General features: G+C 55.9%; 17 protein-coding genes. 9 read left to right on the plus strand and 8 right to left on the minus strand.

All coding sequences use genetic code 11. From position 1 onward, the window contains the following. Nucleotides 1-6: 6 nt before the first annotated feature. Genes ABJV08_RS01215 through ABJV08_RS01240 form a run of 6 tightly spaced genes read right to left on the minus strand, consistent with a single transcriptional unit; the run spans nt 7 to nt 6,003 of the window. Nucleotides 7-1,182 carry a CaiB/BaiF CoA-transferase family protein gene (locus ABJV08_RS01215; protein WP_348039197.1) on the minus strand — a complete coding sequence of 392 codons (1,176 nt, stop codon included), beginning with the start codon at nt 1,180-1,182 and terminating at the stop codon, nt 7-9. Further along, entirely contained in the window at nt 1,179-2,111 is a 933-nt protein-coding gene (locus ABJV08_RS01220) for a hydroxymethylglutaryl-CoA lyase (protein ID WP_348039196.1), read from the minus strand. Before ABJV08_RS01220 ends, ABJV08_RS01215 begins: the two co-directional genes overlap by 4 nt. Then, complete coding sequence (gene leuD / locus ABJV08_RS01225) at nt 2,108-2,725, minus strand: 3-isopropylmalate dehydratase small subunit (protein ID WP_348039195.1); 618 nt, start codon at nt 2,723-2,725, stop codon at nt 2,108-2,110. The genes ABJV08_RS01220 and leuD overlap by 4 nt, the downstream gene beginning before the upstream one ends. Next, nucleotides 2,725-4,116: a 3-isopropylmalate dehydratase large subunit gene (locus tag ABJV08_RS01230; RefSeq protein ID WP_348039314.1), complete on the minus strand. Its 1,392-nt coding sequence runs from the start codon at nt 4,114-4,116 to the stop codon at nt 2,725-2,727. The genes leuD and ABJV08_RS01230 overlap by 1 nt, the downstream gene beginning before the upstream one ends. Next, nucleotides 4,113-4,613, minus strand: coding sequence for a DUF3598 domain-containing protein (locus tag ABJV08_RS01235; protein WP_348039194.1), 501 nt, complete (start codon nt 4,611-4,613; stop codon nt 4,113-4,115). The genes ABJV08_RS01230 and ABJV08_RS01235 overlap by 4 nt, the downstream gene beginning before the upstream one ends. A 22-nt stretch (nt 4,614-4,635) precedes the next feature. Then, on the minus strand, nt 4,636-6,003 hold the full coding sequence (locus ABJV08_RS01240) for an alpha/beta fold hydrolase (RefSeq protein WP_348039193.1): 1,368 nt from the start codon (nt 6,001-6,003) through the stop codon (nt 4,636-4,638). A gap of 85 nt (nt 6,004-6,088) precedes the next feature. Here ABJV08_RS01240 and ABJV08_RS01245 point away from each other — a divergent pair, with 85 nt between their 5' ends. Genes ABJV08_RS01245 through ABJV08_RS01280 form a run of 8 tightly spaced genes read left to right on the plus strand, consistent with a single transcriptional unit; the run spans nt 6,089 to nt 12,937 of the window. After that, nucleotides 6,089-6,769, plus strand: coding sequence for an isochorismatase family protein (locus ABJV08_RS01245; protein ID WP_348039192.1), 681 nt, complete (start codon nt 6,089-6,091; stop codon nt 6,767-6,769). Next, nucleotides 6,766-7,653 carry a polysaccharide deacetylase family protein gene (locus ABJV08_RS01250; RefSeq protein WP_348039191.1) on the plus strand — a complete coding sequence of 296 codons (888 nt, stop codon included), beginning with the start codon at nt 6,766-6,768 and terminating at the stop codon, nt 7,651-7,653. Before ABJV08_RS01245 ends, ABJV08_RS01250 begins: the two co-directional genes overlap by 4 nt. After that, on the plus strand, nt 7,650-8,573 hold the full coding sequence (locus tag ABJV08_RS01255; protein ID WP_348039190.1) for a polysaccharide deacetylase family protein: 924 nt from the start codon (nt 7,650-7,652) through the stop codon (nt 8,571-8,573). The genes ABJV08_RS01250 and ABJV08_RS01255 overlap by 4 nt, the downstream gene beginning before the upstream one ends. After that, a complete protein-coding gene (locus tag ABJV08_RS01260; protein WP_348039189.1) occupies nt 8,570-10,009 on the plus strand; it encodes an aldehyde dehydrogenase family protein in 1,440 nt (479 codons plus the stop codon). The genes ABJV08_RS01255 and ABJV08_RS01260 overlap by 4 nt, the downstream gene beginning before the upstream one ends. Continuing rightward, nucleotides 10,006-10,461: a hypothetical protein gene (locus tag ABJV08_RS01265; RefSeq protein ID WP_348039188.1), complete on the plus strand. Its 456-nt coding sequence runs from the start codon at nt 10,006-10,008 to the stop codon at nt 10,459-10,461. Before ABJV08_RS01260 ends, ABJV08_RS01265 begins: the two co-directional genes overlap by 4 nt. Nucleotides 10,462-10,472: 11 nt before the next feature. Further along, complete coding sequence (locus ABJV08_RS01270) at nt 10,473-11,660, plus strand: class I SAM-dependent methyltransferase (protein WP_348039187.1); 1,188 nt, start codon at nt 10,473-10,475, stop codon at nt 11,658-11,660. Continuing rightward, nucleotides 11,660-11,911, plus strand: coding sequence for a hypothetical protein (locus ABJV08_RS01275; protein ID WP_348039186.1), 252 nt, complete (start codon nt 11,660-11,662; stop codon nt 11,909-11,911). Before ABJV08_RS01270 ends, ABJV08_RS01275 begins: the two co-directional genes overlap by 1 nt. A 3-nt stretch (nt 11,912-11,914) precedes the next feature. Beyond that, on the plus strand, nt 11,915-12,937 hold the full coding sequence (locus ABJV08_RS01280) for an NAD(P)-dependent alcohol dehydrogenase (protein WP_348039185.1): 1,023 nt from the start codon (nt 11,915-11,917) through the stop codon (nt 12,935-12,937). Between the two features lie 11 nt (nt 12,938-12,948). On the opposite strand, the gene ABJV08_RS01285 is transcribed toward ABJV08_RS01280, so the two are convergent. Both ABJV08_RS01285 and ABJV08_RS01290 read right to left on the minus strand, forming a co-directional pair. After that, nucleotides 12,949-14,103 carry an FAD-dependent monooxygenase gene (locus tag ABJV08_RS01285; protein WP_348039184.1) on the minus strand — a complete coding sequence of 385 codons (1,155 nt, stop codon included), beginning with the start codon at nt 14,101-14,103 and terminating at the stop codon, nt 12,949-12,951. Between the two features lie 16 nt (nt 14,104-14,119). Next, nucleotides 14,120-14,848 carry a hypothetical protein gene (locus tag ABJV08_RS01290; RefSeq protein ID WP_348039183.1) on the minus strand — a complete coding sequence of 243 codons (729 nt, stop codon included), beginning with the start codon at nt 14,846-14,848 and terminating at the stop codon, nt 14,120-14,122. Between the two features lie 23 nt (nt 14,849-14,871). Between ABJV08_RS01290 and ABJV08_RS01295 the strand changes: the two genes are divergently transcribed. After that, a complete protein-coding gene (locus ABJV08_RS01295; protein WP_348039182.1) occupies nt 14,872-15,648 on the plus strand; it encodes a hypothetical protein in 777 nt (258 codons plus the stop codon).

The following is a 15,648-nucleotide window of genomic DNA, read 5'->3' on the forward strand; positions in this document are numbered from 1 at the left end:
CCTCGTTTATTGTGCAGCCCCGTCATTGCGGAGCACGGCAATCGCATCGCTGCTATATCCGAGTTGTTCGAGAATAGCCTCTGTATCGGCACCCTCTGTTTTGAGAGAGGCTGCCGCTGAAGGACGCATTCCGTTCATTTCAATCGGCAAGGCCGGCAATTTGGTAACCTCGCCATCAGCAAGTGTGACCTCTTCCAGCCCGCCGCTGGCGCTCAGATGCGGATCATCGAACATATCCTCTGGCCGGGCAATCGGTGCAAACGGCAGGCCGGTGCCATCCAGTTTCGCAATCAGATCATCGCGCTTGTAGGTCGCCACCAGGGCGCGGATTTGTGGCATGATCCGGTCACGGGCGGCCACGCGGTTGTTATTCTCCCGAATGCCCTCATCGGCCCAGAGATCGTCCAGCGCGAACAATTTACAGAATTTCTCCCACAGTGCATCGGTCACCACGCCGATGAAAATCGGATCATCCTGCGTCTGGAAAACATCGTAAATCGCCCAGGCGGAAATACGCGCGGGCATCGGGTCGGCGGCCTTGCCGGTGACAGCCTTTTGCGCCATATGCTGCCCGATCAGATAGACGGTCGTCTCGAACAGAGAGCTTTGCACTTTCTGACCCTTGCCGGTGCGATGCCGTTCCTCCACCGCGGCGAGAATGGCGATAACGCCGAACATCCCGCCAGTCACATCGATGACGCTGGAGCCTGCCCGTAACGGCTGGCCCGGAGGGCCGGTCATATAGGCCAGGCCGCCCATCATCTGCGCGACTTCATCCAGCGCTGTGCGATTGTCATAAGGCCCGGGGAGGAAACCTTTTTCAGAACAATAGATCAGACCGTCATTGTCTTCGGACAGGCGTTGATAGCCCAGACCCAGCCGATCCATCGCTCCGGGGCGATAATTTTCCACCAAAATATCAGCGCCCGCCACCAACTTGCGAGCAACGTCCAGTCCTGCAGGATCCTTCAGATTGAGCGCAATGCTCTGCTTGTGGCGGTTGTACATCGGGAAATAGCCAGAACCAGAGCCGACCAGATTGCGGGTCCGGTCGCCACCAATGGGTTCAACACGAATGACCTCTGCGCCCAGCGACGCGAGAATGGCGCCGACCGCCGGCCCCATGACCATATGGGTAAATTCAATGACCTTCAGGCCTGCCAATGGTGTCGGTTGGCTCATGCTACTGCTTTCTCAAATCCAAGGGGAAGGCCGGCATCGGGTGTGAAGCCGTATAAGGGTTCGCCGGGAAGCGCTTCTGCGACAATATCCCGTACTTTTAGAAGTTTCTTCAGGTCGATTCCTGTGTCGATGCCCATCGCTTCGAGCATGAAGACCAGATCTTCAGTCACAATATTGCCGGATGCGCCGGGCGCAAAGGGACATCCGCCAAGTCCCCCCAGCGAGCTGTCAAAAGTGGTGATACCCTCGGCCAAACCAGCCATAACATTCGCCAGTCCCAGACCACGTGTGTTGTGGAGGTGCAGCGTGTTGAGTTTGTCCGTCCCAATCGCCGCCTTCACCTTGCGCACCAGCCGCGTCACTTGCGCGGGATTGGCATAGCCGGTGGTATCGGACAGACCGCATTCAGCGACACCAGCCTCCATCGCAGCTTCGGCCAAACGGACGATCTGGTCATCAGATACCGGGCCTTCCAGCGTACAACCAAAAGCGGTCGATAGGCCGACTTCAAAATGCGGGCGCTGGCCTTCCGGCTGTTGTGCTACCAAGTCCGCAATGGCCTTGATCTCGGCGATCATTGCCGGATGATCCTTGCGGACATTGTTGATCGAATGGGTTTCCGACATCGAAAAAGGAATCGACATTTTGTCCACGCCGCAAGCAATCGCCCGTTCAGCGCCCTTCAGATTGGGGATTAGAGCAACCACATCGAGATTATCTATCGCTTTCGCAAAGCCCACAATTTCGGCCGTATCTGCCATTTGCGGGAGCAGCGACGGCGGCACAAAGCTGCCCACCTCAATCTCCGTCACGCCGGCTGCTGCCTCGGCTGCGATCCACGCTTTTTTGGCTTCGGTTGCCATCACGCGATCGACACTTTGCAGACCGTCGCGCGGGCCGACTTCGCTGATTGTGACCGATTGGGTCATGTACTTGCTCCTAAATATATCCATGGGCGAGCGGCGCGATCGGCATCTTGCCAGCTCCTAATTTCATCCATCATTTTCAAACTGAGGTCGATCGCATCCAGACCTTCAAGCAACATGGATTTCGCTTCCTCTTCGATCGGGAAAGACCAGTTTTCGCCGCTGGCCATGCTGATCGTTTGCGCCGGAAGGTCGACTGTGATCGGCCCGGTTGAGCCCTCAATTTCAGCAATGGCGGTGGTTTTCAGAACCGCCGGCAAGATACCATTGCGCACACAATTTCCTGCAAAAATCGGTGCAAAACTTGGGGCTATTACCGCACGATAGCCAAATTCGGCCAGTGCCCAGACGGCATGCTCCCGACTCGACCCGCAACCGAAATTGGCTCCACCCAGGATGATCTTGCTTTCGGCATAAGCGCCGTCGTTCATCACAAAGTCTGGGTTGATATCGCGACCGCCAATCGCTGTATAGCGCCAGCCCGCGAACAATCCGTCAGCCAAACCGGTTTTGCCAGTGCTCTTCATTTCGCGGGAAGGGATGATCTGGTCGGTATCGATATTGTCGCGGATCAGCGGCATTGGCAGCGAAGTCAGGATGGTGAAAGGTGCGGCCATCAGGTCAATGCGCCTTTCATGATATCGCGGGGATCGGCTATCGCTCCGGCAATGGCGCTTGCGACAACCATTTCCGGGCTGGCGATATGGGTTTTGACATTCGGTCCCTGGCGGCTTTCGAAATTCCGGTTGGTGGTGGAGATGACCCGGGACCCGGCTTCGAAGCTTTCTCCCCCTGCGAAGAAACACATAGAACAGCCACTTTCGCGCCACTCAAAGCCCGCATTTTTGAAGATCAAGTCAATGCCCTCTGCTTCCGCTTCGCGTTTGACCCGCGAAGACCCGGGCACGCAAATAGCCTTGATCCCGGCCGCAATTTTATGACCTTTCAGCAAGGCCGAAGCCCGCCGCAAATCGGACAGGCGGCTGTTGGTGCAGCTGCCGATAAAGGCGGCATCAATCGCCACGCCCTTGATAGCCTGCCCTTTTGTCAAAGCGATATAGTCTAACGGCGACGGAGGCGCATCGTCGGGAACCAGAGCATCAATGCCAATCGTCTGGCCCGGACTGGTCCCCCAGCTGATCATCGGTGTGATCGCACTCGCGTCGATCTCGATTTCCTGATCAAATAACGCGTCAGCGTCGCTATGCAGATTCTGCCAACTTGCGACAGCCTGATCCCATTGCGCACCATCCGGTGCAAAGCGCCGACCTTCGAGATAGTCACAGGTCTTGTCATCCGGCGCGATAAAGCCTGACATGGCCGAAAATTCCGTGGCCATATTGCAAAGCGTCATCCGCCCTTCCATGTCGAGCGCCGAAACAGCCTCACCGGCAAATTCCACGGCATGGCCTTTCCCGCCACCTGCGCCATATTGGGCAAGCAAAGTCAGGATCATATCTTTGGGTGTAACACCTTCCGACAATATTCCATGAAACGTGACTCGCATGGATTTCGGTTTGGACAGGCGCAGTGTCCCCGTGGCCATAGCATGTTCTGCTTCCGACGAACCAATGCCCCAGGCCAAGGCACCAAAAGCGCCTTGCGTACAAGTGTGGCTATCCGGCGCGATCAGGGTACAGCCGGGCAAGACTATACCCAGCTCGGGCGAGATAACATGGACAATGCCCTGATCGGGATCATTCACATCGAACAAGGTAATCCCGGCGGCTTTCGCAGCCGCCCGCGTTTCGGTGATGAAAGCTTGGCCGCCCGGCATCAGCGTTTGATCCGTCCGTCCTGGCCGGGTGTCGACGATATGATCGGTAACGGCAAACACCCGCGATGGATCGGCTACTTTGCGTCCCGCTTCGGCGAGAGAGTTCAGCGCAGCAGCCCCTGTCCGTTCGTGCAGAAACACCCGGTCGATAGCAATCAGCGCGCCGCCGGATAGATCGGCAACCACGTGGCTGTGCCACAATTTGTCAAAGAGGGATTGCGGCTGGCTCAGATTACATGCCCCATTTCCTTGTCAATCGCGCGCCAGTCTTTGGTGACAAACGCCTCTTGAATAGCGGTTCGCGTTTCCAGCTTGCCGTCGCGGATCCAGTGCCAAGTGCGGCACCGGTTTTGTCCGTCATCACTGATCTGGATCTGTTCGTACAAATAGAGTGAAGGATCGCCAGTCCGTTGCCAATAGAGCATCACCGTGCGGTTATATTCATCCAGCGGCACTTCAGCGGCCCAACCGATGATCAGATCATTGTTCCACCACACACGATTGTCGCGATATTCTGCCGGGAACTCGCGAATTTCTGTTTTCCCATCGGGCCATTCATAATGGTTGGTCTGATGATAGGGCGCTTTGCTCTCGTCATCCGGGAAACGGCAAAGCAAGCGCGATGCGTGCTCGTCGATCTTTTCATTCTGCGCGTTAAAATAGCTATATGTGCCATCCCAGACGCCCTCATGGCGGGCCAGAAGCGGCATGTCTTCGCGAATTCCCATAATGTATCCTTAGTTTGATTGTCTATTTTGCCAGCGAAGCGAAGTGATATTCTTTCGCCGTCCTAGCGTTGAGCAGATCCAAATGTCGTGCGGCCAAAGCCTCCGGCCGCAGGCTATCTGGATCAAAGGAAATCGCATGGGCGGCTGTTGCCTTATACCATGGCTCAAACATCTCAGTCGCACGGACGATTTGCCAAGCGGACGTCAAATAATTGCCGAATCGATCGGGTGAAAGATCGGGGTAGAGCAATTCTGGGTCACCGGCGGGCAGAGGTTCGTACCGGATTTCTTCGACCTCCAATTGAGCGACACAGGCTGTGACTAAATTCGACCAGCTGTCCCAATTTGTGGGCGCCTCTCCCAACCAGTCATCCGACAAGCCATGCCCGGCAAGATCGATATATATTGCGTCATGTCTCGTGTCTTTTGGCGAAGCCCTACCCGGAGCATGCAGCACCAATGTGGATGCGGCTTTGTTGCCGCGCCAATGGATCAATCCATTGAAATTCTCGATTTCAACTGCAATGAAACCTTCGTCCGGTACCGCTTTTAGTTCCGCGACCAGTTCGGTCTTGGCCTGTAACAGATGCTCTAAGCTAACGACCTGATGTTCATCCGGCGTCGCAACCTTGCGCGCGGACCATGATGGCGGCATCACGCCAAGCCGGTCAATATGCTCTTGCAGCGGATCACCTGTATAGGCGCTGATCAGGCAAGGCGGCACATCAGCGTCACCGGCGGGAATGTCGCGCGGCGCGCGAAGGACCGCTCCATAGCCAGCCTGATAGGCATTGCCCGCATCCAGCATTTCCCGAACCACCGCATCAACCCGCAGCGGATCATCATTAGCAACCGAGAGCCGGTGCTCATCATCTGCCGCGAACCATGGAAAAAACCAACTCTGTTCCAAAATCCGGTTCCATAGCCATGCCAGATGCTCGCCATATTGTGACGGATGAAATGCCGGAAGATATTTGTCGCTGAACAGCTCCATCTCGGCTGGCGTCCAGATGGCATAGCCACCAATTGCCAAAGTCGTGAATCGATTCGCATGACGTTTCACCGCTGTAACGAGAATGATTCCACCGCTGTGAAAGCCATAGGCGGCGCATTTCTCAATGCCAAGCGCGTCCAGCGTTTCGATCAATGCATCCGCATATTCATTGATTTCCGGATTACCCGGCAAGGCATCAGATTGCCCAAAACCCGGTGTATCAGGCGCGATACAGGTAAAATGCTCCGCCCATTTCAGCATCAACGGTTCATATTCTTTCGAACTGCGCGGACTTTGATGTACCATGAGCAAAGGCGGTCCACTGCCCGCCAAGCGATAATGAACGCGGCGTTTATTGCCGTTGGTTTCGACGTCTATAAAATGGCGTGTAATCATAAACCCTAATTTGTCCGGACAAATTTGTCTCGACAAGCTTTTTCTTGTGATTAATGTACTTTATCGATTCCGGAGTAAAAAGACTATGACGCTTATTGGTACCAAGATGGTTGAAGATGGCCGCACAGCGAGAGAAATTTTCGAGCAGGTCATCGGCAACCCAGCGCGCAAGAAATTTGGATTCGGCGAGAAGCTGGCGATTGTGAATGTTGATGTCCAGCAGGCCTATACGCGTACCGATATGTTCAAAACCGCTTATGAAACCGATCCCAAGCAGATTGATTATATCAACCAGATATCCGCGGGCGCGCGGGCAAAGGATATGCCGGTGATCTGGAGCCGGGTTGCATATAAGGATGATGCCGGGGATGCAGGCGTCTGGGGCACCCGGACCGATACAGAGGATTCGCTGCAGAATATCAAATATGGCAGCGAACGGCACAAGCTTGACCCGCGTTGCAACGTCGACGCCCATGATTTGCAATATACCAAACGCATGCCGAGCGCTTTTTTCGAAACGCAGTTGGCCAGCTATCTCACATGGCACAAGGTCGACACGGTCGTCGTCACCGGCGGTTCGACATCGGGTTGCGTGCGGGCAACAGCGGTCGACGCGCTGAGCTATGGTTACCGCACGATCGTCCCGATCGAAACCTGTGCGGACAAACATGAGAGCTATCATTTTGCCAACCTGACCGATTTGCAGATCAAATATGCCGATGTGGAACCCGTGCAGACGGTGATTGACTGGCTGGCTGCACGATGATGGACGACGTACAGAAAGCCGATCCCGGCCTCTATGACTATTCGCCTTACCGGAACCGGCCAAAAATTGATTGGCCGGACGGCAAGACCTGCGCCGTGTGGATAGCCCCCAATCTGGAATTTTACGAACTCGATCCGGCCGTAAATCCGTATCGCAAAAGCTGGGCCAAGCCGCATCCCGATGTGGTCGGCTATGCACACCGCGATCATGCCAACCGGGTATCGCACTGGCGCATGGCGGAGATGATGTCCAAACACGGTTTCCCCGGATCGGTCAGCCTTTCGGTCGCGCTGTGCGACCATATCCCCGAAGTTGTAAAAGATGCCAGCGAGCGCGGCTGGGAGTTTTTCAGTCACGGCATTTACAACACACGCTATAGCTACGGGATGGACGAGGCGCAGGAGCGCGCGATCATCGAAGACAGTATCGAAACGGTAGAACGCACGACCGGCCAGCGGATCAGAGGTTGGCTGGCGCCGGCCCTTACCCACACCCCGCGCACGCTGGACCTGATCGCCGAATATGGCCTCGACTATACCTGCGACCTTTATCACGATGACCAACCGACCGATGTGAAGGTGAAGTCGGGGCAGCTGACCGCGATTCCTTATAGTCTCGAGGTCAATGATCATTATGGCTTCTTCATCTACAACATGTCGCCGCGCGAATATGCCGATACGCTGATCCGGCAATTTGACCGGTTGGCAGATGAAGGGGCACAGTCCGGAACCGTCATGTGCATTCCCCTGCACAGCTATCTGATTGGCCAGCCGCATCGCATCGGGGCCTTTGAATCGGTGCTCGAGCATATTGCTGGCGACGGCAGAGCTTGGATTACGAAAGCCGGCAACATCGTAGACCGTTACCGGGAGCAAACCGCATGAGCCTTGATCCCAGCTATCTGGAATATCCCAAACGTGGCCGCGGGATGGACCATGACTATTATCCCTATTCGCAATTCTTCGAACGCAGCCCGCTGCAATGGCCGGATGCCAAGAAGCTATTGATCTGGCCCGTCATCAGCCTCGAATATTTTCCGATGATTCCGGAGGATGATCCATTTCGGGCACCGGGCCATATGGCGACCGCCTATCCCGACTATCGTCATTACACATCGCGCGAATATGGCACCCGCATCGGCATTTACCGCTTGCTCGGTGCCTTTGAAAAAGCCGGCGTTCAGATATCGGTTGCGACAAACAGCATCATTGCCGAACGTTATCCCGAACTCATCGCGGATATCCTCGCGGGTGGTCACGAGATTGTCGCCCATAGCACAGATATGAATGGCACGATCGCCAGCGGCATGGACGAAGCTGATGAGCAAGTCTTGATAAAAAGGTCGCTCGATGCGCTAGAAAAAGCGACCGGCGCCCGCCCGCGCGGCTGGCTTTCAATTGCCCGATCGCAAAGCTTCAACACCGCAAAATTGCTGACCGAAGCGGGCGTTGATTATATGTGCGACTGGGTGAATGATGAGCTGCCTTATGCATTCCAAACCGAGGCAGGGTCTATCACCAATATGTCGCTCAACCATGAATTGTCGGATCGCCAGATCATCAACGTGCAGCAGCATTCGGTCGACAGCTACGCGCAGCAAATGACCGACGCAGCCGACTGGTTGCTCGCCGAAGCAGACAATTTTGGTGGCCGGATGATGCCGATGCACCTGACGCCTTATATCATGGGCCTGCCCTATCGCATTGCCGCCTTCGAGAAGCTTATCGCCAGTCTTGTGGCTAGATCCGACATTGGTTTCGCCCGTGGCGATTCCATCGTCGACAGCTGGAAAGCACAACAATGAAGGTCCGCAATCCCCGCACCGGCGAAACAGATTATGCCATAGAGCCATTGGGTGTTGCGGCGGTAACCGCTGCCACCAAGCGCTTGCGGACCAACCAACCGGCATGGGCTGCCATGCCGATCGCCGAACGCTGCACGATCATGCTGCGCTGGGCCGATGCGATGGAAAAACATGCCGGCGCCATCATCGAGCAACTCACCATCGATACTGGTCGAGCCGGGATTGCGGCGATAGAAGTCGGCGGCGTGCCGGGCACCATTAGGCGCTGGGCAGCGCTGGCGCCCGACATCATTGCACAACAGTCTCCTTGCGAAATTCAATCGGCCAATCCGACCGTGGTGAACAGCACCCGGCTGGTGCCCTTCCCCTTGTTCGGAGCGATCGCGCCTTGGAATTTCCCGATGACACTCAGCACCATCGACGCGATACCGGCCTTGTTCGCTGGGTGTGCTGCGCTGGTCAAACCATCCGAGATAACGCCGCGCTTTGTAGAGCCGCTTAAGGCCAGCATCGCCGAGGTTCCCGAACTTGCAAAGGTTCTAGAAATCATAGTCGGTGACGCCGAGACCGGTCAGGCGCTCGTCGCCAATGTCGACTATGTCTGCTTCACCGGTTCGGTAGCAACCGGTCGCAAAGTTGCCGTTGCCGCAGCGGAAGCTTTCATTCCCGCCAATCTCGAGCTGGGCGGCAAGGATCCGATGATCATATTGGCCAGCGCCGATCCGGTCGAAGCAGCAAAGACGGCTCTCCGGGCCAGCATATTGGCAACCGGCCAAGCGTGCCAGTCGATCGAACGGCTCTATGTCGCGCGCGCAATCTATGACCAGTTTCTGGAAACCCTGGTCACCGAAGCGGAGAAGGTCCGTCTTAACTATCCAGACATAAATGAGGGAGAAATCGGGCCGTTTATCTTCGCGCCTCAGGGACACAAAATTGACGAGCAGATCACGGAGGCCAAAGCAAAAGGCGCCCGTATCCTGACCGGAGGCACCGTTGAAATATTGGGCGGCGGCACCTATTTGCGACCAACGGTCATTGCAGACGCAACGCCGGACATGGCCATCATTCGCGACGAAAGCTTTGGCCCGGTTCTGCCGGTCATAGCTTTTGACAGCATCGATGATGCTATCGCCCAGGCCAATGATTCAATCTACGGCTTGTCCGCCGCTGTGATTGCCGGAACAACGCAAGAGGCAGAAGCGGTTGGCGTAAAACTTGAGGCAGGAGCGATTTCGATTAACGACGGTTCGATGACGGCCATGGTCTGGGACGCAGAAAATTCCAGCTTTAAAATGTCGGGCATGGGACCATCGCGCATGGGCGAAAGCGGTCTGACGCGGTTCTTCCGCAAACAGGCGCTCATTCGCCAGACCGGCACGCCAGCGCGGATACAGGATTTTGCCGAGGAGAATTTCGCAGGAGACAAAGGCCAATGACCGGATGGCGCGCCTTGATGACAGAGCATATGCCGAACATGCTGGCACATGAGGGCCATTGGGATGGCACCTATCGTCATCAGGATGATGCCGGCAATATTCTCGACGAACATCGCACCCTCACCCATTGCGAATTTCCCGATGACGGCGAATTTGCCTATGTTCAGCATAATGAATTGATCTGGGCAGACGGTCGCAAGCAGCATTTCGAATTTGGCGGCGTCTATCGCGATGGTAAGCTCTATTGGGAGACCGACCGGTTTTCCGGCTATGGCTGGGAGAGCGACGGCCTGATATTATTGCGACTTGACCGAAAAGACGCGCCGGGTGAACGCTACACAGAGATGATCGAGATCGCCGAAGACGGGCAATCTAGGGCACGCACTTGGCAATGGTTCAAGGATGGCGCGCCACATAAGCGGACTTTATGTGACGAAAAACGAATAGCATAGGAGCATGAATTATGGGCGTTGAACTGCAGCATCCGATGAAGCCGGAACTGAACCCCGACGAAGCGGCGAGGGGACGATTTGTATCAGGCATCCGTTCGTTCATTCTCAATGATCTCGCAGGAGATCTCAGAACAGCTTATGACAAGCGCGCGGCGCCGGCCTTTGCGCGAGAGACAGGTCGAGCACCGGAAACCAGCAACGAGGCCCATCAGGCGTTGCGCGGAGATGCTGCCTTCAACATCTATTCTGCGATGCGGGTGCAGGCCCAGAAAATGGTTTGGAATGCCGCCGGTTCGGTGGTCGAACGCGATATCGACCGCATGGAGGCAGAGGCCGTCAAGGTTGACAATGCTTCCGGTTCTGTAACGCTCAATCCCGACCTTGATATTCCGCGCAACGTGGATGCCATCGAAGTGCACCTTATGCCGGGCAGCTACACACGGGGTGGCGAGTCCCTAGAAGCCGGAGCGGTTTATGATCAGGGACTGGCAGTCTTCTCCATGGGACTGATGGGAGGCAATCTTGACGATATTGGCCTGTCCATGGCCGCCTATGTCTCCGGAAAATTCCCGGACTTCAAACCGGAACGTATATTGGATACCGGTTGCACCATTGGTCACAATACCCTGCCATGGAAACAAACCTATCCGGACGCTCATGTCGAAGCCATTGACGCGGCGGCAGGCGGGCTGCGCTATGCCTCCGCGCGGGCCAAGATGCAGAATCAGGAAGTCCATTTCAAACAGATGTCGGCCGAAGCATTGGATTATGAGGATGACAGTTTCGACCTCGTCTTCTCCTCCATGTTCCTGCACGAGCTTTCCAAGAAAGCCCGCGCGGCGGCGTTCAAGGAAGCCTATCGTGTTCTCAAACCCGGCGGCATGTTGCTGCACATGGAATTGCCGCCCAACGGCCAGATGAACGCCTTTGACGGTTTCTATCTCGACTGGGACAGCTGGTATAATAGCGAGCCTTTCTACAAGGGCTTTCGCGACGAAGACCCGCAAAACCTATGCGAAAGCGGAGGCTTTGGGCCGGACGACTATTTCCAGTTCGTGGTTCCCAGCATCGGTATTTACGGCGCCGATGCTGTAACCGATGCCATCGCCAATGCGGACGCCAATGCGGTGGATAGTGAAACCACCGGAAGGTTGGCAGAGGGCATCATGTGGTTCGGCTTTGGAGCGTGGAAACGATAATGACAGAGCCCGTTTTCAAACCCGATGACACGCCCAAGGAAATCTATGGCGCTGACGGCAAACCGAAATTCTTTGACGACCCCAGCATGGATCGATTCGTGGCCGTTATCATGAATATGGCGCAGGAAATGTGGGTGCAGGAAGAACGGCTTATGGCCTTGGAAGGCCGCGAGCCCTCGCCGGAGGAGCGAGAAGCCAAGCTTAAAATATTTGTAGACCGTATATTTGCGCCGCTGCGCGAAGGAGAATAATTGATGAACATATGGGAAATTGGCGCTCGCACGGGAATAGACGGCCTGCGCGCATCGGATCGTGCAGAGCCGGTCGCCGGAGCAGGCGAGTTGCTGGTCAAAGTAATCGCCGCCGGCCTCAATTACCGCGACCTGATGGTTTTGGGCGGTCATTATGGCAGCGATCTCCCGGAAAGCCGCATTCCCTTGTCCGACGGCGTCGGTGTGGTGGAAGCGGTTGGCGAAGGCGTTTCCGGATTCCATGTCGGCGACCGGGTCATGGCGCCCCATTTTCTGAACTGGCTCGATGGCCCGTATAATTTTGGTATATTTGGCAACGATCTCGGTGTGACTGCCGACGGTTGGTTGGCAGAGAAAATTACGCTTCCGGCCAGCTCGGCCATTGCCCTGCCCGCCGAAGTCAATGATCAAACAGCGGCGTCCCTAGCGGTTGTCGCCGGTACTGTTTGGCACGCCATGGTTGCTTTCGGCAACGTCAAACCCGGCGAGCTCGTGCTGGCCCAAGGGACCGGCGGTGTGTCGATCTTTGCCCTGCATTTGGCAAAAGCGCTAGGCGCGGATTTTGCGATCACCTCGTCCAGCGACGAGAAGCTCGCCCGCGCCAGAGAAATGGGTGCCGACTTTGCAATCAACTATCGCGACCGGCCTGATTGGGCGGCGGCGTTGATGGAGCAAACGGGCGGACGGGGCGCGGATGTCGTGGTCGACACGCTCGGTTTTCCAGCGCTGGCAGAGACGGTTGCAGCATCGGCCGTCAACGGACGCATTGGCACGCTGGGCGCGCTATCAGGCACGCCGCAAGCAACCGCCAGCGCGAGTCAGGGTGCGATCATTGGCAAGAATATTACGATCAAGGGACTCGCCTCAGGCAGCAGGCAGATGATGACCGAGGCTGTCGCCGTGATCGCCGAACATGGTATCAACATTCCTGTCGATCAGGAATTTGCCTTTACTGACGCGCCGACTGCATTTCGTCATCTGGAAAGCGGAGCCCATTTCGGGAAAATACTGATCCGAATGAATTGAACAGTGGCGACCTAGATCGTCGCGGTGACCGGGTTGTAGGCCATCATTTCCATATTGTTCATCGGTGCAGAGGCCGGTTTGAACGTGTCCGGGTCGATCGCCTGCGTCACTTTCCCTTGAATGATGGAGGCTGCATGCACTTTTTCAGTGCGCGGCTTTCTGGCGCTTTCATAGCGGATCAACGCTCCGTCAATATCAACTTCCAGTTGTAGAGCCTTGGCCAATATATAGCCGTCTTCAATCGCCATTGCTGCGCCCATGCCCAAAAAGGGCAGCATCGCATGCGCGGCATCGCCCAATAGGGTTGTCCGTCCGCGCGACCATGTCGCCAATGGACTGCGATCATAAAGGCCCCATTTGATGATATTGGAAGCATGTCCGATCAATCCGGTGACATCTTCATGCCAGCTTGAAAATGCCTGCGCCAACTCGCCTCGCGAGGCCCCGATCGACCAACCCTCGGGCACGGGATCTTTCGTCTCCGCCAGACCCGCGCAATTGACAACCTCGCCATTGCACATGGTGTACCGATTGAATGTCCGCTGCGGGCCGATAAATATGGCGCTCCGCCCCAGTTTCATGAACGGCGCGGCTTGGCGCATAGGCACCAGAAAGCGATAGGCGACATGATCGGCGAAGCGTGGTTCGTCACCAGGCCAGAGCATCGCGCGCACCGCCGATCGAACACCATCTGCCCCAACAAGCAGATCCCCCTCTGCGATCTCGCCATTGGCAAATTTTGCCTGGACTTGATCTCCGCTCTCATGGAAATCGATCAGCTTGTGATCGGTAGAAATCTGACCGCCTAGAGCCTTCAGTGCATCGATCAACACCTGCTGTAGATCAGCGCGGTAAATATGGCGCACAATGTCGGCCTCGCCGTCGTCTGCGCGCCCGTCACCATGATCAAAGTCGCCCATCAACAAGCGGGCATTCTGATAATGCAGAAAAGGCAGCACGCCGGCGGGACAGGCTTTTTCTGCGACCGAAGTCTGCACGCGGAGCGCGCGAAAAACATGCTGCGCTCCTAGGCCTAGGGTCAGGCCTGCACCTGTCTCTTCTAGCTTGCTAGCCGCCTCGTGGACTTCGACATCAATCCCCTGCTGCCGCAAAGCAATCGCAGCGGTCAGGCCGCCAAGACCGGCGCCGATGATCAATATTTTCACGGTGGGAAATCCGGTCCTAGCGCTTCAATTCAGCCAGTTCGTACCAGGTCATCATATAGCCACCGACTCCGCCTTGGACGAAAATACCATCTTCATCATCGGTGATCCAGACGTCATAAGGCGGATGCTCGCCCGCCATGCCACCGGTACCCGGTATGATGCTAGAATCGTCGACAAATTGCAGATGCTTGCACTGGAATGTGCCTGCAGGAACCGTCACCTCTTCCTTGCCGAGATAGAGAGCTCCGATCTTGACCTGCGCGATCTGCGGTGGCGTTGCGCCGCGGTGATCGGGGGAAGGCAAGTAACAATTTAACAGCCTTTTGTCCTGCGCTTCCCAATCCAGGGTGGAAAGCATGTAGCCATCGGACACGATCGGATGGGTACCAAAGCCGGTGATCGGTAGTTCCGCCTCGACCCGCTGAGAAAGGCGCCCGATAGAGGGACCATAGCTTTCCATCTCGATATGACTTCCATCAAAACGCATCCAGCCGGACCCCATGAAAGCATCACCAACCGTCAACCGGACGTGCACATCCATCGGCTGGTTATTCTCGTCAATCGCATAGATGATGTCGCGCATCACAGTGGGTTCGGGCTCGTAAATTTCACAATGGGCGCGCATTGTCACTTTGCCGTCGCCATGGCGGGTGAACATGAACGTCTCAAAACCTCGGTTCTGACCTGCCATTTCCGGTTTCCGTGACGTATATTCTAGTCGCCCTTCGATCACTCTATGCTTCATGCCAATTTCTCCTTGTTTTTGTCATGCCAGCCGATTATCCGATTGCCAAGGACAATTTGTCCGGACAAATTAGAAAGACTCTTTGGGCGGTAGACGAAAGGCAGGCTATGGAATTTCTGATCGTAAATGAACTCAGCATTTTGCGCTGGATCCATATTTTGGCGATGGTCTACTGGCTCGGCGGCGAATGGGGAGTGTTCCAGACCAGCTATAATGTCACAAACCGCGAGCTTTCGCTGGAGGAACGCAGGCGCCATATGGAAACCGCCTATCGTATCGACATTCTGGCGCGCACCGGCATTGTCCTGTTGCTTCCGCTAGGGCTCCATATGGGCAAGCTTTACGGCTTCGTTCCGATGCTGGACGGTGCTGGAATCTGGTGGATGTGGTTATTTTTTGCGATCTGGCTCGCAATGACCTGGACCGCGTTTCTCAAACGGGAAACCGATATCGGTGTTAAGGTCACGATGTTGGAAGAAAAACTGCGCTACCCGCTGATCCTGACATTGTTCATCGTTTCCTTCTTCGCCTTTCAAGGCAGCGGCCCGATCGAGGCCGGTGAAGGCAGCCATTGGTATCCTGCCAAAATCGCACTCTACGCTTTTGCATTGTGCATCGGCCTGTTCCTGCGGCTGGTCATGCGCCGCTGGACAGAACGGTTCCGGATTTTGGCACAGGGCCCGGATGCCGCGCAGGAAGCCGCGCTGGAACGGGAAATCGCCCAGGCACGTTTTGCTGCCTATATCTACTGGATCACGATTTCAGGCGTTTGTTTCCTCGGGGCGGTAAAACCCTTCTAG

The organism is Parasphingorhabdus sp., assembly GCF_039982395.1.
In the GTDB taxonomy this organism is placed as follows: domain Bacteria; phylum Pseudomonadota; class Alphaproteobacteria; order Sphingomonadales; family Sphingomonadaceae; genus Parasphingorhabdus.